Below are 20,128 nucleotides of genomic sequence, written 5' to 3'. Positions count from 1 at the left end.
TCCTGGATACGCGCACCCGCGCCGTCGTTCAGCGACACCAGCGGCGCACCCGCCGAGATGGCCATGTCCATGATCTTGTGGATCTTCGTGGCATGAGCCTCACCCAGCGCCCCGCCGAAGATCCGGAAGTCGTGCGCGTAGACGAAGACCGTCCGGCCCTCCACCGTGCCCCACCCGGTGATCACACCGTCGGTGTACGGCTTCTTCGCCTCCAGACCGAACCCGGTCGCCCGGTGTCGGCGCAGCTGCTCGACCTCCTTGAACGAACCCGGATCCAGCAGCAGCTCGATACGCTCCCGCGCCGTCAGCTTGCCCTTCGCATGCTGCGCCTCGGTCGCCCGGTCACTCGGTCCACGCCGGGCCTGCTCACGCAGAGCCAGCAGTTCGGCCACCCGCCCACGCGTGTCGCTGGGCTCGCCCGGGATTTCGTCCACAACGGTCATGCGTCGACCCTACGAACCCGACCCAGGAAACCTCGCCGTTCACTCCGGACAGTCTCCTGCCCGGTTTCCTGGTGGCACCCGACAGAACCGGGGCGCCGTGCATCCCATCTGCCAGCTCACGGGGCTTCCGCGTTGTAGAGCCCCCACAAAGCACCCACTGTGGCCTCGACCACACACAACGGCGCGCGCCACGCCGCGGAGCCACCGGGGCGGGGTACCCGGCAGGCCTCAATGGCGGGGGGCACACAGGGGCGCTGCCCACGCGCCGGGCGCACGCCCTCACCGAACGGCGGGCCGCGGCCTGGCGGTGTCCGCACGGTCGCGCGGGAGGCGCGCCCCTCCCTCCCCCAGCATGCACACCCCGTCACGGAGGGACCGCACCGGCCCCCGCGGAGTCCGCCGGCACCCGCGCCGGGTTCGTTCACTCCGCGCACACGGCGACCCACCCCGCGTGGCCAAAAACCGTCCCGTGGCGTCGAGTTGTGAAGAAGAGGCCGCCTTTGAGAGCGCTCTCAGTCATAACTCTTGACGGTCACGGGAGGCATCGCGAGAGTGTTGCGCACCGCAGACGGCCCCCACCGTTCCGCTTCCCCGCGCCACCCCCCATGCCCCCTGTCTGCGTCCCCCCACACTCCGGGAGTTCCTTCGTGATTTCGCGCAGAATGTTCCTGACGGGCGCCGCCGCCTCCGCGACCGCGCTCACCTATCCCCTCTGGGGCAGCGCCCTGAGCCCGCGCACGTCGGCCGCCGCGGCCACGTGCGAGCTGGCGCTGGAGAACAAGTCGCTGCCCGGCACCGTGCACGCCTACGTCACCGGCCACGAGCAGGGCACCGACCGCTGGGTGCTCCTCCGCGCCGACGGCAGCGTCTACCGGCCCGACTCCCCCGGCGCCCCGCAGACCCCGCTCCCGGTGGACTGCGCCATCCCGCTGAAGGGCGCGGGCGCCGGCCCCGTCGTGCTGACCCTGCCGCAGATGTACGGCGCCCGGGTCTACTTCGTACGCGACGACAAGCTGGACTTCTACCTCAACCCGGGCCCTTCGCTGGTGGAGCCCGCCTTCGCGACCCCGGCCGACCCGAACTACGGCCGGACCTGGTCGTTCTGCGAGTTCACCTTCAACCCGCAGCAGCTGTACGCGAACATCAGCTACGTCGACCTCGTGACGGCGCTGCCGATCGGTCTGACCCTGGAGGGCGACGCCACGCACACGGTGGCACCGCTGCCGGAGGGCGCGGTCCAGCGCATCGCGGACGATCTCACGGCCCAGGCCGCCGCGGACGGGCAGCCCTGGGACAAGCTGATCACCCGCGGGGCGGACGGGAAGGTCCTGCGGGTGGTCTCGCCGCAGAACCTGATGGCTCCGTTCTTCGACCGGCCGAACGAGATGCCGTTCCGGGACCTGTTCACGGCGCAGATCGACGAGGTCTGGGAGAAGTACCGCTCCACCGACCTGCGCATCGACCTTCAGGGCGGCCGGGGCACGCTGGCGGGCCGCGTGAGCGGTGACATGCTGACCTTCGAGGGCGGTCACACGTTCACCAAGCCGACGTCGAAGGACATCTTCACGTGCAATCACGGCCCCTTCACGAACAACCCGGCCGACTCCGACGACAAGAAGGCACTGCTGGCCAGGATCGCGGCGGGCTTCAACCGCTCGATCATGCTCAGCCACCCGCAGCAGCCCAACGGCACCTCGGTCGCGGACTACTACAAGGGCGCGGTGACCAACCACTGGTCACGCGTCGTCCACGCGAACTCCCCCATCGGTTACGCGTTCCCCTACGACGACGTGCGCCCGGACGGTGAGCCGGACGTCTCGGGGGCCGCGCACGACGGCAACCCGCGCCGCTTCACGGTGAGCGTGGGCTCCTGACCCCTCCGTGACCCGGTCCCCGGCGCGGCCGCGCCGGGAAGCGGGGCCGCCCGCCGCCGGTCCGCGGCGGGCGGCCCCGCGCCCTTCCGCTCCGGCCGCCTCCGCCGGGGGCGGAACGCGTAACTCCGACGACACGCATCCCTCTTGACTTCGCAACAAGCGGAATGGAGAGTGCCGGGCACTGTACTTGTACATGCCATCGGACCGGAGGCGCCCGTGTGCGACCTGCACGACCCCAGCGACCACGACCACGCGGTACGGACGGGTGACGGCCTCAGCCGCCGACAGATCATGCAGATGCTGGGGGCAGCCGGGATCGGCACCACCGCGCTGGCGGTGACGGCGGATCCGGCCATGGCCGCGGCCTCCGACGAGGCGGCGGGGCTCGCGGCGGCCGACGCCGCCGCCTACACCCCGCCCGAGGGACTGGCCCGGGACTCGGACGCCAAGCGGACCGCGCTCGGCTGGCTCGACCGCAACGCGTCCCGGATCACCGGGCTGAACGACGAGATCTGGGAGCACGCGGAGCTGAGCCTGCGGGAGTGGAACTCCTCCCTCGCCGAGGCCGACTTCCTGCGCAAGGCCGGCTTCGACGTGGAGTTCGGCACCGCCGGCTTCCCGACCGCCTTCACCGCGACGTACAGCCGGGGCAAGGGCGGCCCGGTGATCGGTTTCAGCGGGGAGTACGACGCGCTGCCGGGCCTGTCCCAGAACAAGGGCGTGGGTGAGCACGACCCGAAGGAGTACGTCCACGACCCGTTCGCCCCGGGCTACGGTCCCGGCCACGGCTGCGGCCACTGCGCGCTGGGTGCGGCGGCGGCAGCAGCCGCCGCGGCCGTCGCGGAGGCGTCGCGGCGCCACAAGCTCGACGTGACGGTGAAGTTCTTCGGCTCGACGGCCGAAGAACAGCTGATCGGCAAGACGTACGCCGTGAGCAGGGGTGTCTACGACGGGCTCGACGCCTTCCTCGACTGGCATCCCTCCACCGGGAACGCCACCGGCTGGGGCACCTCCAACGCGATGACGGCCGTCACCTTCACCTTCCTCGGTGTCGCGGGCCACGGCGGGACCCCGCTCGGCAACAAGAGCGCGCTGGACGCAGCCGTGATGATGGCGACCATGTCGGAGTTCCTCCGCGAGGAGAGCATGGGTCCCTCCGCCCGGCTGCACTGGGTGATCAACAACGGCGGCGACATCCCCAATGTGACGCCGGAGATCGCGGAGATCTCCTACTACGTCCGGGAGGGCAGCGTCGCGCGCGTCACCTCGCTCCTGGACAAGGTCGTCGCCGTCTCGGAGGCGGCGGCGAAGGCGAGCCGCACGTCGGTACGGCACCGGATCACCTCGGCGTGCTGGAACCAGCTCCCGTCGAAGGCGTTCGCCGAGCTGATGTACGACAACATGCGGCAGATCGGGCCGCCGGCTCACTCCTCGGACGCCCAGCGTCTGGCCAAGGAGCTCCAGAGCTCGCTGGGGCTGCCGGAGAGCGGCCTTCACGACACGATAGGCACCCTGTCGCCGCCCAACCCGGTCTTCCTGGGCGGCGGTTCCACGGACGTGGCCGATATCAGCTGGCAGGTGCCGACCGTCTCCATGGGCGCCGCGCTCGCCCCCGTCGGGTCGAAGATGCACACCTGGTCGACCGCGTCCTGCGCGGGTTCGGCGCCGGGGCACACCGCGATCCGGGCGGCGGCGGCCTACCTCGCCGCCACGGCCGTCGACCTCCTGGTGAGGCCGGAACTGCTGCGCGGCATCAAGGAGGAGTTCGCGAAGCGGACCGAGGGCCTGACCTGGAAGACCGCGCTGCCTGAGGGCTACGAGCCCCCGATGTACGAGCCGCCGGCCTGGTTCCTGAAGAGGACGGGGCAGAGCTGGCCGCCGGAGAACATCACCTGGCCGCCGCGCCGGATCATCAGCAAGGAGAAGTTCTCCTCCCTGGGCCCGGCGCTGGAGCCGCAGGTCTGACCGGCGAAGAGCATGACGAGAGGTGCCCCCGTCCCGCCGGACGGGGGCACCTCCGTGTACGGGCCGTTGCGTGCGCCGCGAGGTCAGCAGCCGCCGCAGTTGTAGTACGTCACGTCCCAGTGGTTGCCCTCGTCCGCGTAGACGTTGCCGGAGCCGGACTTGTACTGGGGGGCGCCGTCGCCCCGCAGACCGATGTAACTGAACGCGCTCTTCACGTAGTTGGTCAGGCAGGTGCTCTTGCTGAAGTCGAGCTTGTAGCCGTTCCAGTGCGAGTACGTGCCACTGGCGTGCCCGGTCTCCGTGCCCCCGGTGATGTTGAGCGCGCAGCCCGTGGCGCTCTTGAGCGTCTGGGCTCCCTGCGCGCTGGTCAGGTTGAGCTGGTCGAAGGAGGTGCAGGTGGAGATGTTCCGGTTGGAGCAGCCGCCCGAGGACGACCAGGTGATCCCGGACGAGGTGAAGCGGGAGGTCGCCTGGGAGTGGGTCAGCTTGGTGACGGCGTGCGCCTCGGTGGCTCCGCCGCCGAGGACTCCGATCCCGGGCGCGAAGAGCGCGCCGAGGACGAGAGCGAGGGCGGTGAGGGCGGAGCGGAGTCTGGGGCGGGTCAGCATGGGGGGAGTCCTCCTGCTCATGACAATTAGGGGCAGGGAGATAGTGCCGCAGCTCTACGCGCGTCCGCCAGGGGGCCGGGCACCGCGGTCCGGCGCCCGGCGCGATTTCCGGAAGGGCCTGGACCCTTGATGTTGAACTTTGAACAAAAGAGGGCTACAGTCAATCTCGTTGAAGGTTAAACCAAACGTTCGGCGGTCTGGTCCCAGAGCGCGCCGGAACACGTCCCCGAGGAGGAGCCATGGCTCTGTTCAACCGCAAGAACACCGCCCCGTCCACCACCGCGACCCTCGCTGTGGACCCCGCGCTGGCGGCCCTGACCGGCACCTACACGATCGACCCGGCCCACAGCAGCATCGGTTTCACCGTGCGCCACGCCATGGTCACCAACGTCCGCGGCTCGTTCGGTGAGCACGAGGGCACCCTCACACTGGACGGCACGAACCCCGGCGCCTCCACCGCCTCGATCGACGTCAAGATCGCCAGTGTCGACACCGGCATCGCCGACCGTGACGGCCACCTGGTCAGCGGCGACTTCTTCGACGCCGAGAAGTTCCCGACGATGACGTTCCGCTCCACGCAGGCCGAGCAGCTCGGCGGCGACGCGTACCGCGTCACCGGCGACCTCACGATCAAGGACGTCACCCGCCCGCTCTCCATCGACCTGGAGTTCAACGGCTCCGCCACCGACGTGTACGGCAACGAGCGCGTGGGCTTCGAGGGCAGCGCCGACATTCTCCGCTCCGACTGGGGCCTGACCTGGAACGCCGCCCTGGAGACCGGGGGTGTGATGGTCAGCGACAAGGTCAAGCTGACCTTCGACATCTCCGCGATCAAGGCCGCCCCGCAGGCCTGACCCTCACGGACCGAGCGCGCCCGCCGGCTCTCCCCCTCCCGGGGAGGGCGGCGGGCGCTCGCCGTTTCCGGGTGGCCGACGGGCGCTCGCCGTTTCCGGGTGGCCGGATGGCGCTCACCGGGTGGCTGACGGGCTCGCCGTTTCCGGACCGGCGAACCCGGGCCGCCGCCGGCCACCGGGTGCGGCGCCCGCCCCGCGGCCCCGGGCCGGTTCAGCTCGTGCGGCGCACCTTCAGCGCGTTGTCGGTGCGGGTGGTGGGACGGCCCTCGGGGTCGTTCTGGACGCGCTCGTGCTCCTCGCTGAGCAGCACCTCCCACTCCCCCTCGGGGAGTTCGAGGGACACCAGCACCTCGTCGGGGGTCGGGAAGACCATCTCGGGGTGCGGGTTCTCCTCCCAGGAGGGGAACCCCGCGTGCCCGACGACCAGGAGTACGCCGCCGGGGGCGACCGCCCGTGCCGCGCGGCGCAGGATCTGCTCGCGGGGCAGGTCACCCATCGAGTGCAGGAACTGGGCGGAGACCAGGTCGTACTCCCCTTCGGGGAAGTCGGCCCCCAGGTCGGTGCGCAGCCAGTCGATCCGGTCCGCCACCCCGGCCTCGGCCGCGTGTCCGGCCGCCCGGTCCAGGGCGACCCGCGAGATGTCCGTGGCGGTGACCTTCCAGCCCTGCCGGGCGAGCCAGACGGCGTCGGCGCCCTCGCCGCACCCCAGGTCGAGCGCCCGCCCGGGCTTCAGCCCCTCGACCTCACGGACCAGGACGACATTGGGGTTACCGCTCCAGATCCGGTGGCTCTCGCGGTAGCGGTCGTCCCACATCTCGGCGTCGGTCCGGCTGCTGTCGGTGGTCATCGTGCCTCCTGAAGTCCGTGACGGCGGTCACCGAGCACCCGCTCGGTCACCTGGCGCTCGGCCTCGGCCGAGAAGGGCGTGCGGCGGGCCTCGACCGCGCGGCGGGTGTCCTCGTCGACGAGGTCCATGTTGATCATCGACGCCGCCTTGAGCCCGGCGGCGGCGGCCCCGACGACCTGCTCCATGAGGTTGGCGACGTTACCGGCCACCCATACACCGGGCACCTCGGTCGCCCCGGCGGGGTCGGCCGCGATGTACGTACCGACCACCTGCCCGCCGACCTCCAGCTCGGTGGGCCGCAGGCCGAGGCCCTCCAGGACCGCGGAGCGGGCCGTGAAGCGGGGCTGGACAACGAGCGCCTCGCGCGGGATCACCCTGCCTCCGGCCAGCCGCACCCCGGTGAACCGGTCGTCGGCGATCTCCAGCCCGGCCACCTCTCCGTCCACCACGGCGATGCCCCGGGCGGCGAGCCGCTCGTAGTCCTCGTCGCCGAAGTCCGCCTGCTCGTGGCGGAACAGCACCACGTCGTCGGTCCACTGCCGCCAGAGCAGCGCCTGGTGCACGGCCATGGGGCTGACGGCCAGGATGCCCACCGCCCGGTCCCGCACCTCCCAGCCGTGGCAGTACGGGCAGTGCAGCACCTCACGGCCCCACCGCTCGGCCAGGCCCTCCACCGCCGGCAGCTCGTCGACCAGTCCGGTGGTCACGAGGAGCCGGCGCGCCTCGACCGCGCTCCCGTCCTCCCGCACGACCCGGAAGCCGTCGGACAGCTTCTCCGCCTCGACGACCTCGCCCTGGACGATCTCGGCCCCGTACGCCGCGGCCTCGGCGCGGCCCACGGACAGCAGCTCCGAGGGCGGGGTGCCCTCGCGGCCCAGGTAGTTGTGCACGTGGGACGCGGGCGCGTTGCGCGGTCTGCCCCCGTCGATCACGAGCACGGAACGCCGGGCCCGGGACAGGGCGAGCGCCCCGCTCAGCCCGGCGGCCCCGCCGCCGATCACCACGGTGTCGTACCGCTGATTCATCTCGCTCATCCGGAACACCTCCAATTACGGCAGATGGTGCGCCCGTGAGCCCGATCCGACAAACTTGCTTGCCGAAGTGGCAAACTCGCACCAGACGGTCTTCCCCGGCTTCCGCTCCCCCACCCCCCACGCGTCGGCGAGCGCCCCGACGAGCACGAGCCCCCGCCCCCACTCGGCCTCGGGCGCGGGACCCTCGACCTCCCGGACCCGGCCGTCACCGCTGTCGTGCACCTCGATCCGCAGGACGTGCCCCCAGGTGACGTGGACCCGAAAACCCCTGCCGGGCGGGACGCCGTGGATCAGCGCGTTGGTGGCCAGCTCGCTCACGCAGAGCAGCACGTCGTCGACGTCCACCTCGCACGCCCAGTCGAGCAGCGCTTCCCGTACGAACTTCCGCACGAGGGGGACGGACCTGCGCTCACGGCGGTAGAACGCCTCGCGGAAGGAGGCGAGTTGTGTTGTCTCATTCACGGGACGACTGTCACAGACCGTCACTACTGTGGGGCACCGCGTCAGGTCGTACACCGCGTTTGTACGAGCGCCGACGGGTCGGGCAGGGCTCGGGCACGGGGAAGGGCACGTCATGCATTCGGTGAAGAGGAACAAGCGGGTCACGTCCTGGCATGTCATCGGCGCGCAGCTTGCCGTGTTCCGGCGCGCGGCCGGGCTGACGCAGGCGGCACTGGCCGACCGGTTCTGCGTGGGCGAGGACACGATCGCGTCGATCGAGCAGGGCCGCCGGCCGCTCCAGGCGGACTTCGCGACCCAGCTGGACGAACTGCTGGACACGAAGGGGGTACTGGGAGTCGCGGTGGCGAAGGTGCCGCAGAAGGAGCGGTTCCCGGCGTTCGTACAGGACTTCGTGGAGTACGAGCAGGAGGCGGTGACGCTGCTGTGGTACGAGACTCAAGTCGTGCCCGGACTGCTCCAGACCGAGGAGTACGCACGCTTCGTGTTCTCGTGCCTCTTCCCGCCCCTCGAAGAGGAACAGCGGGAGGAGTGGGTGGCGGCCCGGCTCGACCGGCAGAAGCTCCTCGAACGCAGGCCCCGGCCGATGCTCCACTTCATCCTGGAGGAGGGCATCGTCCGCAGCGAGATCGGAGACTCCGCAATGCGGCGAGAGCAGATCCGGCACCTGCGGCAGTGCATGGAACTCCCCTTCCTCGGGTTGCAGATCATGCCCTTTCAGCTCCCCAAACACGCAGGTCTGGCGGGCCCGATGGTCCTGCTGGAGACACCCGATCACGACCACTTGGCCTATGTGGAGGCCCAGCTCACCAGCGTGCTCCACGATGATCCGGATGACGTCAGTGTCCTTCACCAGAAATATGGGATGCTGCGTTCGCAGGCGCTTTCCGTCGAGAACAGCGCGCGCCTACTGGACGACCTGCTTGGAGAGTCATGACTCGCGCAGCACACGGCACGGATCTCGCGTGGTTCAAGTCCAGTTACAGCAGTGACCAGGGCGGCGCGTGCCTCGAAATCGCCTACGCCTGGCACAAGTCCAGCTACAGCGCCAGCGAGGGCGGCAACTGCGTCGAGGTCGCCTCCCACCCCGCCGCCGTGCACATCCGCGACTCCAAGGTCACCGACGGCCCGGTCCTCACCGTGCCCCCGGCCGCCTGGGCCGCGTTCCTCGCCTCCGCCGTCTGAGGTCACGGCCACGTGAGCGACCCGCACGACGCCCTCGCCCGGATCGCCGAACGCGTGCGACCGCCCGCCGTGGTGGTCGACGGCCAGGGCGACTGGGCGGAGGCCGAGCGGGTGCTGGGCACCCGTCTGCCGGAGGACTACAAGCAGCTGGTCGCGGCCTACGGGCGCGGGGACTTCTGGGGCGCGCTGTGCCTCCGCACCCCCTTCGGCGAGAGCAACCCCGTACCGCTCACGGCGGATCTGCTGGACGACTACGGCCCGTTGCGCGAGGACGCCCCCGAGGACTACCCCTACCCTCTCTTCCCGGAGCCCGGCGGCCTGCTCGCCTGGGCGGTGACGGAGAGCGCGGCGCACGTCTGCTGGCTGACCGAAGGGCCTCCCGAGGCCTGGCCCGTGGTGATCTGGTCACGGGACGACGACTACGAGCGGTTCGACTGCGGGGCCGGCGCGTTCCTCGACGGTCTGACGAGCCGCCGCATCACCTCTCACCTCCTGCACCACGCACCGGAGCTCACCCCCTGGTTCGACCCCGCGGTCGAGATGGACCACGTGTACGTGAAGCTGGGCGACGGGGCGCGCCCGTACTCCGAGCGGCTGGGAATCCTGCGCGAGGCGCTGGGCCCCACGTCGGACCGTGGCGGATACGAGCACCTCGGGCTGCGGCAGGACCATTTCGCCGTGGACGGCAACGGCTGGCTCATGACGTACGAGTCCGCCTACGGCCATCAGCTCCGGGTCGCGTTCCCGCCCGCCGACAGCGAGGCGGCCCGGCGGGCCGTGCTGGCGGCGGTGGAGCTCATCGGGTGCCCCGTGCTGTCGGCCGACACCGTGCACGGCACGTCGTCCTGGGCATCAGCCACTTGACCAGGCCATGACTGATGCGGCCCTCCGGCGGCCGCCCTTTTCCCCGTACCGGCCTTCCCGTTCCGCTTTTCGCCGAAGCCCGTCAGATGTCTGTACGCACCTCGGCGTACCGGTGTACGGTCTCGGCCGGATGGGCGTTGGGAGCGCTCCCATCATGTTGTTTCCACCCCACACGAGGAGGAATCACCTTGAAACGCCTATTCGCCTTACTCGCCGCCCTCGCGACCGTCCTGGGTCTCACGGCCGCCTTCAGTTCCCCGGCGGTGGCCGCCACCGGTTGCAAGGTCGACTACACGGTCACCAGTCAGTGGACGGGCGGCTTCCAGGCCGGTGTGAAGATCACCAATCTGGGTGCCCCCGTCAACGGATGGACGCTCGCGTTCACCATGCCGGAGTCGGGACAGAAGGTCGCCCAGGGCTGGAACGCCACCTGGTCGCAGTCGGGTTCCGCGGTCACCGTCGTCGGTGTCGACTGGAACCGGTCGCTGGCCACCGGCGGCTCGGCGGACGTCGGGTTCACGGGCACCTTCACGGGCGCCAACCCGAAGCCCACGGCGTTCACGCTGAACGGCGTGGCCTGTACGGGCTCGACCGAGGAGGAGCCCCCTCCGGTGGACGGCACCCCCGTGGACATCAACGGCCCGCTCCACGTCTGCGGCGTGAACCTGTGCAACCAGTACAACCGCCCCGTCCAGCTGCGTGGCATGAGCACGCACGGCATCCAGTGGTTCGACGCCTGCTACAACACCGCCTCCCTGGACGCGCTGGCGAACGACTGGAAGTCGGACCTGCTGCGCATCTCCATGTACGTGCAGGAGGACGGCTACGAGACCGATCCGGCGGGCTTCACCAACCGCGTGAACAGGCTCGTCGACATGGCCGAGGCGCGCGGCATGTACGCGCTGATCGACTTCCACACCCTCACGCCCGGCGACCCGAACTACAACCTGGAGCGCGCCAAGACCTTCTTCGCCTCCGTCGCCGCGCGTAACGCGGGCAAGAAGAACGTGATCTACGAGATCACCAACGAGCCCAACGGCGTGAGCTGGTCCGGCATCAAGAACTACGCCGAACAGGTCATCCCGGTGGTCCGGGCCGCCGACCCGGACGCCGTCGTCATCGTCGGTACCCGTGGCTGGTCCTCGCTGGGTGTCTCGGACGGCTCCAGCGAGAGCGAGGTCGTCAACAACCCGGTGAACGCGACCAACATCATGTACGCGTTCCACTTCTACGCCGCGAGCCACAAGGACAACTACCGCGCCACTCTGAGCCGGGCGGCTTCCCGGCTGCCGCTGTTCGTGACGGAGTTCGGCACGGTGAGCGCCACCGGAGGCGGGGCGCTGGACCGGTCGAGCACCACGGCCTGGCTGGACCTGCTCGACCAGCTGAAGATCAGCTACGCGAACTGGACCTATTCCGACGCAGACGAGAGCAGCGCGGCGTTCCGGCCGGGTACCTGCGCGGGCAGCGACTACAGCAGCAGTGGTGTGCTGACCGAGTCCGGCGCACTGCTCAAGAGCCGGATCAGCACCGCGGACAGCTTCCCGACGAGCTGACGTGAGGCGGGGCCCCCGGCCAGGCCGGGGGCCCCGCCTTCCGGTGCCCGGACGGGGCTTTCCGCCACGAATGGCATAGTGATCCCCAACGCGACGTTCGAGTGGGGGAGTTCGGGCTTGTGAGGATCGCTCGCTGGATGGTGCCGGTCATCGCCGTGGCCGTGGTCACGCCGGTATCGCTCGGAGTCGGTACCGTCCTGCTCGGGACCTTCGACGACAGCGAGGCGGCCGGCACGGGCGTCCCCGCGCCGATGAGCACCGAGTTGAAGGCGGGCGACGTGGGTGTCCCCGTCGTGTACGCGAAGCTCTTACGTGACGCAGCGGCCGACTGTGACGAGAAACCGCTCACCGCGCCCGTGCTGGCGGCGCAGTTGAAGCGGGAGAGCAACTTCAACCCGAGGGCCAGGTCGATCGCGGCCGAGGGGCCCGCCGACGACGAGGGCTCGCTGACGGACCCGCGGAGCGCGGAACAACGGGCGCAGGACGAGACTTCCGGCGGGAAGCCGGCCGCGGAGGGCCTCTCCGACGGGGCACAGTCCACCGCTCCCGGTTCCGGTGGGGCCCCTGCGGGTGAGGGCCCGCCCGACGTCGCACAGGCCGAACGCCCCGTCACCAGGGGCATCGCGCAGTTCTCCGACGCCGACTGGGCCGCCGAGGGGATCGACGGCAACAACGACGGCGTCAAGGACATCCTGGACCCGGCGGACGCCATACCGGCGCAGGGCAAGAAGATGTGCGGGCTCCTGCGGACCGCGAAGGAGCACCCCGGCTACCGGGGCACTCCCCTGGAACTGGCCCTGGCCGGCTACCGCGTCGGCTGGAAGAAGGTCGAGGAGTACGGCGGCGTGCCGCGGGCGAGCGGAGCGGACGGGGAGACGTACGAGTACGTCAGGGCCGTCATGGCAGCCTCCCCGAAGATGGTCGTCCCCGTCGGCGGCGCGATGTCCGGCGGCTGGACCCTGCCCGTCGAGGGTCCGGCCGGTACCCCGTACCACCAGCAGGGCTCCGCCTGGTCCACCGGTCTGCACACCGGCGTCGACTTCGTGGTCCCCACCGGGACGCAGGTCAAGGCCATCGGCCCCGGCGAGGTCGTCACGGCCGGACCCGGCGGGGACTACGGCGATCAGGTCGTCATCCGGCACGAGGACGGTACGTACAGCCAGTACGCCCACCTCTCCGAGGTGAAGGCGGTCGTGGGCCAGAGCGTCCAGGGCGGCACGCTCATCGGCTGGTCCGGCGAGACCGGGAACGCCACCGGGCCGCATCTGCACTTCGAGGTCCGCACGGGGGCCGCCTTCGGCTCCGACGTCTCCCCCGTCCCCTACCTGCGGGCGAAGGGCCTGGTCCTCTGAGGGCGTGCCGCTTCGGGGGGGCAGATCCTCCGAGGGCGTACCGCTGCGCGCGGCACGCACGGACGCCCCCTCGACGTCGTGCTCCGGGGAGCCGGTCGAGGGGGCGCGAGTGTGCGGACGCGCTCTAGGTGCCGCTGGTCGTGGCGCGGGTGAAGAACTCGATCTCGGCGATCGAGACCTGCTTGTCGGTGCCCACGTTGAACGCCGAGCGGATGATGAACCGTACGCTGACGACGTTCTGCGCCCGGAACTTCCGCTGCTGGGGGCCGCTCACCTGGTCGAGCTTGATGTGGCGCGTGGTCTTCCTGCCGTCGGCCGTGGTGATGACCGCGTCCACACGGTGCGGCAGCGCGGCCTCGGAGAGGTCGGCGGGCTTGGTGGAGATGCCGGACGTGATGAGGACGTCCAGCAGGCGGGTGGGTTCCAGGAAGCTCGCCTCCACCCATTCGCCCTCGGCGGACTGCGAGACGCCGGGGCCCCACCAGCTGTTGTTGACCTTGTCGAAGAGCGCCTTCGGCTCGTGGCCCTTGAAGGAGCGGGACGCCTCGGCGGAGTCGGGGCTGATCTGGGCACGCTTGGCGAAGTGGTCGCGTGCCGCGTTCCACGCCGTGCCCACGTTGAACGCCGCGTAGATGACCAGCCCGAGCGCGAGGCCGTAGGCGACCCAGGTGAAGATGCGGCCGATGCCCCGGCGCAGCCTCGGGCGTTCGCCGGCCCACGGGGTCGGGCGGTCGCCGGCGTTCAGCATCCGGCGCCACCAGGGGCGCCGGGCCTCGGGGGCACCGGGGCGCTCCGCGAGGGACATGCCGCAGCGGCGGCAGAAGTGCCGGTCGGGGCGGTTGCCGACCTCGCACCAGGGGCACGGCGGGCCGGCCTCGTCGGCCGGTTCACCGCTGGGGGCCTGGACGTGGGGGCGGGCGGCGGCAGGCACGCCGGGCAGGACGGGGGCGACCTCCGGTACCGGTGCCGGGGCACTCCGGTCGGCGACCGGCACGAGCAGCGCCCTGGCCCGCGCGCTCGCGTCCGGGTCCGGGGTCGCGGCCGCAGGAACGGCCTGCGGGGAGGGCTGCGTGGCGGAGACCGCCGGGATCGAGGTGAGGGTGTCGTCCTCCTCCTCCGGCGTCACGGGCGGCGCGTCGGCGCGTACGGGTTCGCGCACCGGGTCCGTGTTCCCGGCGCCGGGCTCCGCGTCGGCCGACGTGTCCGGCCCGGGGCCGGAGCCCGCGGCGCCCGGTGTGTCCGCGCCGGGCTGCCGGCCCGCCGCGCCGGCCTCTCTTTCCCTGCTGCTCGGCGTCCAGCTCAGCACCGCGCCGCAGCCGTCGCAGAAGGACTGTCCCGGAGTACTCGGCGTGCCGCACTCGGCACAGTGACGTGGCTGGTCCCCCGTGTCTCCGGTGGCCGCGGAGGAAGGCGGCGTGGAGGGGGAGGCCTGGTGACTGGTCACCTGTCGGAAGTCCTTTCGGCGGCGGTCACATGGACCGTGTAAGGCATATGGGCGGGGCGGGCTGCCGCGACGAGGCGCTCCAGCCGGTGCTCGGCGGCGGGGCCGGGCTCGGGCAGCCGTACGGTGACGTGCAGGTGCGGGCGGGTGTCACCGGGGACCGGGCCCAGGGGCCTGGCGTCCCAGGCGGCGGCGCCGCTCTCGGTGATCTCCGGCTCCACGCCGAAGGCCAGCCGTACCGCTTCGGACAGTCCGCGCCGGGTCCCGCGGATGCGGTGGAGCCGTACGGCTGCGGTGACCGCGGCGCGCAGTGCGGCCGTCGCCTCCGTGTCCTCGGGGTACCCGGTGGACGAAGGGGTGGGCGGGGCGTTCGTTGCGGGGGCGTCGGCGCGACCGGCCGTGTCCGGTGCTTCGGTCTCCGCGCCCACCCAACTTCCCAGCCAGCGGGTGAAGTCGGCGGGCGCGAGCGACGGGGTGAAGTAGGCGTCCAGGCAGTCGAGCACGTTGTGGAGCGGCGCGAGGACCTCGTCGATCCCCGCGACGAAACGCTGGGCGAGGTCGTCGTCGGCGAACACCGCCGGCAGCATCACACCCAGCGGCGCCGAGGAGCCGAGTCCGTCCACGGAGCCGCGCGTGCTCCCGCTCGTGGTCACGAGGCGTCCCCGATCACCCGGACGCGGTGGTCGAACGAGAAGACGAGCGCGGGGGCTTCGAGATCGATCCGTTCCGTGGGGTCGCCGCGCTTGCCGCTGAGCGGGTCGGCCGGGTGCAGCAGCACCTCGTCCACCAGCTCGACGCCGGGCACCCGTTGCAGCACCGCGAACACCTCTCCCGCCTGCACCGGCCGGCCGAAGGGCCAGCCGGTGCCGTGGGCACCCCCGGTCAGCGGGTCGAGATGGCGGTACAGGGCGTCGTGCGCCTGCCGCCTGACCCGGTCGGTGTCGGTGCCGCGGAAGGCGTGCACCGTCGCGACGACCGTCACCCCCTGGTAGAACGGGGGCCCGACCGCCAGCCGGGTGCCGATCAGGCGCCGCTCGTCCAGGTAGCGGGTGATGCGCCCCAGCAGAGCGTCCCCGGGGACGAGTTGCTCGAAGCGCAGCCGTCCGCCCGGGTCCGACACGGCCTGGGGGACGACCAGTACCCGTACGGCGTGCGCGCCGTGCTCGTCCGGCTCGGCGGCGAGGCAGGTGATGCGCGCGGTCTCGGGCGCCGCGCGGCGCGCGAGCTCCTCGTAGTCCCGCAGGGTCACGGCGCGGTCCTGCGCGCTCAGCGCGATGGGCGCCCTGCGCTTGGCCTCCTCGACCGTCTCGCCGTCGACCCCGCCGCGCGCGGCCTCCCGGTTGACGACGTCGGAGACGTACGGGACGGAGTCCCGCAGGACCTGGATGGCGCCCCTGGCGACGTTGCCGGCCTTTCCGCCGCCCGTACGGTAGCGGCGGGCCCGGATCGGCGCGCCCTTGGGAGGTACCGCACCGTACTGGCGCAGGGTGCCGTCCTGTTCGCGGACGGACGGGCCGAAGGCGATCTCGCCGGTGGTCGCGTCCAGGGTGACGTGCCGGTCGGTGGGACCCGAGGCGGCGAAGTGGCCGACCGTCTCCCAGTCGACCCAGCCGTCGCGCTCGGCGACCTGGAGGAGCAGCGGCTGAGCGTCGCCGACGACGGGGCTGTTGGCCAGCTTCAGCCGGTGTCCCGGCAGTCCTGTGGACTCCCCCAGCGCCTCGTCCCGCACGGTCTCGGCGTGCACGACGCCGGTGGTGCCGCCGATGCTGAACGCCTCGGCGGAGCGGATGGTGGGCGAGGTGGTGTAGAAGGGCTGGCCCTCCTCCGGCTCGGTGACCCGGCAGCGCAGCCAGCCCGCCTCACGCCGCCCGGTACGCGACAGCGCGTGGCCGCCGGGGACGTGCAGCACGACCTCGCCCGGGCGGTTGAGTCCGCCGGTGGTGTCCCGGTCGACGTCGCAGGCGGCCCAGCCGTCGGCCGTCCACGCCTCCCAGGCGAGCGGGGGCTGCCGGGGGTCGACGCCGACACCGTCCACCTGGCTGTCGAGCTCCAGGACGACCACGCACTCCGGTACGGCCGCGCTGAGCCCGAACAGCATGCGGTCACCGGGGCGCGGTGCCTCGGTGAAGCAGTGCACGTCCTTGGACTCGGCGAGGTCCGAGGTGCGGTCCACCGCCTCCTGATCGGTCGGCTGGACCACGAGGTAGGACAACTCGCACGGGATGACGGTGAGTTCGCGCTCGGTGGCGAAGACCACCGCGTCCTCGGTCTGGGTGCGGACCGTGGCGACCTCGGTGCCCGTCGCGAGCACGACGGGCTGCTGCTGCGGCGCCGACAGCCAGAACGTGACGTCAGCGCGCGCCGCGGAGGGAGGGAAGAGCGTGATCCCGATGAGGTCGAGGAAGGCGAGGTGGTTCTTCTCGGGGACCCGGTTGAGCCGGTACACGATCTGGTCGGCCATGTGGGCGACCGTCTCGACGAGGGTCACGCCCGGGTCGGAGACGTTGTGGTCGGTCCACTCGGGGGCGCGCTGCTGGATGTAGCGCTTGGCGTCGTCGACGAACTGCTGGAAGCGCCGGTCGTCGAGGTTCGGGGAGGGCAGGGCCATCAGCGGTCGCTTCCAAAGTGCTCGTCGGGGGTGCCGGACCCCTCGGGCCCGTCGTGGGAGGGGATCACGTAGAACGGGAAGACAAGGCTGCGCGGGTTGTTCGTGCCCGTGATCGAGTAGCGGACGTCGATGAAGAGGACGCCCTCCTCGGCGCCGGCCGTCACCGCGACGTCGTCCACCTCGATGCGCGGTTCCCAGCGGTCGAGGCAGCTGTGCACCTCGTGCTGGATCCGGCCGGCGGTGGCCTCGTTGACGGGCGCGAAGACCATGTCGTGGATGGCGCAGCCGAATTCGGGGCGCATCGGCCGTTCACCGGGCGCCGTGGAGAGGACGAGCCGGATGGCCTCCTCGACCTCGCGTTCCCCGCTGACCAGGGCGATGCCGCCGGTGGGGCTGATGCGCAGCGGGAAGGCCCATCCGGAGCCGACGAACTGTTCCGCCATCAGATGCCTCCCACCGTGAGCACCGGCTTCATCTTGGACAGGACCAGGGGAGCGTTCAGGCCGACCTCCACGCCCGAGTTGATCTTCAGGGCGAGTCCTGCGGTCAGCGACATGGCGGCACCGGCCGACACGCTCAGCGCGCTCGCGTTCACGGACGTGACACCTGCCTGCACCGACAGGGCACTGGCGTTGATGTTCATGGGTCCGCCGCTGCGGATCGTCATGGAACCCACGGCGTTGAGCGAGAGGTTGCCGCCCGCGTTGACGGCCACGGCGCCGGTCCCCCGGATGGAGACCTTCCCCTTGCTGTCCACGACGATCTCGGTCTTCGTCCGGTCCAGGTTGATGGTGAGCCGGTTGTCGCCGGTGGAGAGCCGCACCCCGCGTTTGAGGCCGACGCTCTGGTCGAGCAGGTCGAGGCGGTTGTTGCTGCGGTCGGACAGGGTGCGCCGGGTGACCTTGCCACGCGTCGGGTCGTAGACCGGCACGTCGACGGGGTCCGGCTTGTCGACGCCGTTGTAGAGGCCGCCTATGACGAAGGGGTGGTCCAGGGCGCCGCGGTCGAACGCCACCAGCACCTCGTCGTCGACGTCCGGGGAGATCATGCTGCCACCCTTGGCCCCGCCGAGCTGGACGGTCCGGGTCCAGTCGCTGACGTACATGTCGTCCAGCCACGGGAACCGCAGCTTGACCCTGCCCTGCTTCAACGGGTCCTTGATGTCGGTGACCAGGGCGTTGGCGACGCTCGGCAGCCCGGACGGGCCTGCCCCACCGCCTCCGGAGGTGAGCCCGAACAGCGAGCGCCACTGCCGCCCGCTGACGTTCAGGAACGTCTCGTAGTGCTCCTGGTCGCCGAAGGTGTGGCGGGCGGCCGTGACCGTGTACTTGCCCTGGAACGGCTTGCCGACGTCCTTCAGGGTGACGGCGACACCCGGACGCAGTTCGGTGTTGCCCCGCGTCGTGATCTCCACCTCGGCGAAGGAGGACGTCACGTCGTCCGCCACGGCGTCGGCGGCGTGCTTGACCTCGTCCAGCTTGTCGTAGGGCGTGTCGGTGACGACGAGTTCGGCCTTGCCGAACGTCCGGGACACCTCGGACGGCGTCGTGCCGATGGCGAAGCCCGTGTTGGCGAGAGCGGGCGCCTTGGAGACCAGGGGCTGCTTGGTGGTGACGTTCCAGCCGCGCGCCTCGACCGCGGTCACCTGATCGGCCGAGGTGACCGCCGCGCGGCAGCGCAGGATCTCCTCGCCGCCCTTCAGGACGAACGGGCTCTTGGCGTTCGGCATGCTCTCCGAGGGAGCCGTCGCCGCCTGCTGGCGCTTGACGAACTGGAACCGGCCCTTCGAGTTGATGGACATCACCATCTCGTTCTCGTCCGCGAGCCGCTGGACGAAGTCCCAGTCGGTGACGTTGGCCTGGCTGATGAACTCGTACTGCCCCTTGGTCCGTTGGGTCTTTCCCAGGGGTATGCCGCTCTTGCGTGCCAGCTCCACGGCGATCTCGGTCGCGGTCTTGTTCCTGTACGCCGCGACCCTGCGCTGCCGGAGCATGCGGTGGCCCTTGTCGTAGCCACGGATGACGGTGAACGTCCCGGTGCGGTCGTAGTCGGTCTCCAGCGCCGTGACCTCTCCGGTGATCAAGGGCGCGCCCTTGCCGTCGGACAGGGGCGCGATGATCACGGGCGCACCGATCTCGACGTTCAGCTTGGCGAGGACGTCCTTCTTGTCGTCGCGGAAGGTGAGGTGGAACGCTCCGGGCACTCCCGCGCCGAAGTCCACCCGTCCCGCGACCAGTTTCGTGTTCTCCGGGGACTTGAGCTTCGTGCCGGCGATCTGCACCGTGAGGATGTTGGAGAAGCCGATGTCGGGCATCAGGCACCGACCTCTTCGGCGGCGGGGAGCATCAGTTCACTGCCGGGGGTCAGCAGCTTCGGGTCGTCGATGTCGTTGGCCTCGGCGATCGTGCGCCACACCGTGGCGTCGCCGTACTCACGCCATGCCAGGAGCGGGAGCGAGTCGCCTGCCACGACCCTGTGCACCCGGCGGGTGGTGAGCGCGCCGGAGGTGGGGTTCTGACCGGGCGTGCTGCCGGGGATCTCGTGCAGGTTCACCTGGCAGACGGCCCTGATGGGCATGCCGTTGGTGTTGAAGAGGGTGTACTGGGCCTCGACCGAACTGACGTAGGCGTTGAACCGGGCGGTGGAGAAAGCACCCCACTCGAACACCACCCACGGGGTGGACGGCTGGTTCGCCGCGATACTGGCGGTGGTCGTCTCGCAGCAGGAGAAGAGGGCTTCGACCTTCTTGCGCACATCGTTGCTGTCCGGGTCGTCGGAGCGGTCGAGGAAGATCTCCACCGTCATCTCCCGGGGCTCGGGCCCCATGAACTCGGGCACCGCGCCGTCCCGCACCGCTGCGGTGGGCGTGGTCTTCCACTGGGCCCTGCGGGTCAGCGACAGCTGCGACGGGTTGAAGTCGAAGTTGAACGTCTTCATGAGCGCACCGGGCTTGGTGCTGCTGCCTATCGGCGGCTGATGGATGGCCAGCGTCGCCCGCACGAGGCTGTCGCCGACACCGAAGCTGGAGAGATTCATGG

The 20,128-nt window shown here is 70.9% G+C and carries 19 protein-coding genes; 8 read left to right on the top strand and 11 right to left on the bottom strand.

The features are described 5' to 3' along the window. The coding region (locus ACFYQ6_RS13880) for a carboxyl transferase domain-containing protein (protein ID WP_388763005.1) at positions 1–443 on the bottom strand (443 nt) is incomplete at its 3' end. Between the two features lie 662 nt (positions 444–1,105). Between ACFYQ6_RS13880 and ACFYQ6_RS13875 the strand changes: the two genes are divergently transcribed. Then, positions 1,106–2,317, top strand: coding sequence for a glycoside hydrolase family 64 protein (locus ACFYQ6_RS13875; protein ID WP_388763033.1), 1,212 nt, complete (start codon positions 1,106–1,108; stop codon positions 2,315–2,317). 216 nt (positions 2,318–2,533) lie between these two features. Continuing rightward, complete coding sequence (locus ACFYQ6_RS13870) at positions 2,534–4,282, top strand: amidohydrolase (RefSeq protein ID WP_388763003.1); 1,749 nt, start codon at positions 2,534–2,536, stop codon at positions 4,280–4,282. Positions 4,283–4,365: 83 nt separating this feature from the next. Here the strand turns inward: ACFYQ6_RS13870 and ACFYQ6_RS13865 are convergent, their stop codons facing one another. Then, positions 4,366–4,890: a hypothetical protein gene (locus ACFYQ6_RS13865; RefSeq protein WP_361574103.1), complete on the bottom strand. Its 525-nt coding sequence runs from the start codon at positions 4,888–4,890 to the stop codon at positions 4,366–4,368. A 239-nt stretch (positions 4,891–5,129) separates the two neighbouring features. Between ACFYQ6_RS13865 and ACFYQ6_RS13860 the strand changes: the two genes are divergently transcribed. Further along, on the top strand, positions 5,130–5,744 hold the full coding sequence (locus ACFYQ6_RS13860) for a YceI family protein (RefSeq protein ID WP_361574101.1): 615 nt from the start codon (positions 5,130–5,132) through the stop codon (positions 5,742–5,744). A 211-nt stretch (positions 5,745–5,955) separates the two neighbouring features. Here ACFYQ6_RS13860 and ACFYQ6_RS13855 read toward each other — a convergent pair whose 3' ends face one another. Genes ACFYQ6_RS13855 through ACFYQ6_RS13845 form a run of 3 tightly spaced genes read right to left on the bottom strand, consistent with a single transcriptional unit; the run spans position 5,956 to position 8,087 of the window. After that, a complete protein-coding gene (locus ACFYQ6_RS13855) occupies positions 5,956–6,591 on the bottom strand; it encodes a class I SAM-dependent methyltransferase (RefSeq protein ID WP_361574099.1) in 636 nt (211 codons plus the stop codon). Then, positions 6,588–7,625 carry an NAD(P)/FAD-dependent oxidoreductase gene (locus tag ACFYQ6_RS13850; protein ID WP_361574097.1) on the bottom strand — a complete coding sequence of 346 codons (1,038 nt, stop codon included), beginning with the start codon at positions 7,623–7,625 and terminating at the stop codon, positions 6,588–6,590. The genes ACFYQ6_RS13855 and ACFYQ6_RS13850 overlap by 4 nt, the downstream gene beginning before the upstream one ends. 15 nt (positions 7,626–7,640) lie before the next feature. Further along, positions 7,641–8,087 carry an ATP-binding protein gene (locus ACFYQ6_RS13845; protein ID WP_388763000.1) on the bottom strand — a complete coding sequence of 149 codons (447 nt, stop codon included), beginning with the start codon at positions 8,085–8,087 and terminating at the stop codon, positions 7,641–7,643. 112 nt (positions 8,088–8,199) lie between these two features. On the opposite strand from ACFYQ6_RS13845, the gene ACFYQ6_RS13840 reads away from it, so the two are divergent. The 5 genes from ACFYQ6_RS13840 to ACFYQ6_RS13820 all read left to right on the top strand — a co-directional run bounded on the left by ACFYQ6_RS13840 (position 8,200) and on the right by ACFYQ6_RS13820 (position 13,041). After that, positions 8,200–9,021: a helix-turn-helix domain-containing protein gene (locus ACFYQ6_RS13840; RefSeq protein WP_388762998.1), complete on the top strand. Its 822-nt coding sequence runs from the start codon at positions 8,200–8,202 to the stop codon at positions 9,019–9,021. Further along, positions 9,018–9,269 carry a DUF397 domain-containing protein gene (locus ACFYQ6_RS13835; protein WP_388762996.1) on the top strand — a complete coding sequence of 84 codons (252 nt, stop codon included), beginning with the start codon at positions 9,018–9,020 and terminating at the stop codon, positions 9,267–9,269. Before ACFYQ6_RS13840 ends, ACFYQ6_RS13835 begins: the two co-directional genes overlap by 4 nt. A 12-nt stretch (positions 9,270–9,281) precedes the next feature. Continuing rightward, positions 9,282–10,133, top strand: a complete 852-nt coding sequence (locus ACFYQ6_RS13830; protein ID WP_388762994.1) for an SMI1/KNR4 family protein — start codon at positions 9,282–9,284, stop codon at positions 10,131–10,133. Positions 10,134–10,321: 188 nt separating this feature from the next. Continuing rightward, positions 10,322–11,689, top strand: a complete 1,368-nt coding sequence (locus ACFYQ6_RS13825; RefSeq protein ID WP_361574087.1) for a cellulase family glycosylhydrolase — start codon at positions 10,322–10,324, stop codon at positions 11,687–11,689. A gap of 119 nt (positions 11,690–11,808) precedes the next feature. Beyond that, positions 11,809–13,041 (top strand): peptidoglycan DD-metalloendopeptidase family protein, encoded by a 1,233-nt coding sequence (locus ACFYQ6_RS13820; RefSeq protein ID WP_361574085.1) that lies wholly within the window; start codon positions 11,809–11,811, stop codon positions 13,039–13,041. Positions 13,042–13,165: 124 nt separating this feature from the next. Here ACFYQ6_RS13820 and ACFYQ6_RS13815 read toward each other — a convergent pair whose 3' ends face one another. From ACFYQ6_RS13815 to ACFYQ6_RS13790, 6 genes are all read right to left on the bottom strand, one after another. Beyond that, positions 13,166–14,485 carry an NADase-type glycan-binding domain-containing protein gene (locus ACFYQ6_RS13815; protein WP_388762991.1) on the bottom strand — a complete coding sequence of 440 codons (1,320 nt, stop codon included), beginning with the start codon at positions 14,483–14,485 and terminating at the stop codon, positions 13,166–13,168. After that, a complete protein-coding gene (locus ACFYQ6_RS13810; protein WP_388763031.1) occupies positions 14,482–15,069 on the bottom strand; it encodes a phage tail protein in 588 nt (195 codons plus the stop codon). Before ACFYQ6_RS13810 ends, ACFYQ6_RS13815 begins: the two co-directional genes overlap by 4 nt. A 62-nt stretch (positions 15,070–15,131) precedes the next feature. Further along, complete coding sequence (locus ACFYQ6_RS13805; RefSeq protein ID WP_388762989.1) at positions 15,132–17,090, bottom strand: putative baseplate assembly protein; 1,959 nt, start codon at positions 17,088–17,090, stop codon at positions 15,132–15,134. Beyond that, positions 17,090–17,533: a GPW/gp25 family protein gene (locus ACFYQ6_RS13800; protein WP_361574078.1), complete on the bottom strand. Its 444-nt coding sequence runs from the start codon at positions 17,531–17,533 to the stop codon at positions 17,090–17,092. Before ACFYQ6_RS13800 ends, ACFYQ6_RS13805 begins: the two co-directional genes overlap by 1 nt. Beyond that, positions 17,533–19,404 carry a VgrG-related protein gene (locus ACFYQ6_RS13795; RefSeq protein WP_388762987.1) on the bottom strand — a complete coding sequence of 624 codons (1,872 nt, stop codon included), beginning with the start codon at positions 19,402–19,404 and terminating at the stop codon, positions 17,533–17,535. Before ACFYQ6_RS13795 ends, ACFYQ6_RS13800 begins: the two co-directional genes overlap by 1 nt. Beyond that, on the bottom strand, positions 19,404–20,126 hold the full coding sequence (locus ACFYQ6_RS13790) for a peptidase M23 (protein ID WP_361574074.1): 723 nt from the start codon (positions 20,124–20,126) through the stop codon (positions 19,404–19,406). The genes ACFYQ6_RS13795 and ACFYQ6_RS13790 overlap by 1 nt, the downstream gene beginning before the upstream one ends. Between the last annotated feature and the right edge of the window lie 2 nt (positions 20,127–20,128).

This window comes from Streptomyces sp. NPDC005494, assembly GCF_042872025.1.
Lineage (GTDB): Bacteria > Actinomycetota > Actinomycetes > Streptomycetales > Streptomycetaceae > Streptomyces.
Note: the sequence above shows the minus strand (reverse complement) of the source record. Positions and strands in the feature narration are given on the sequence as shown.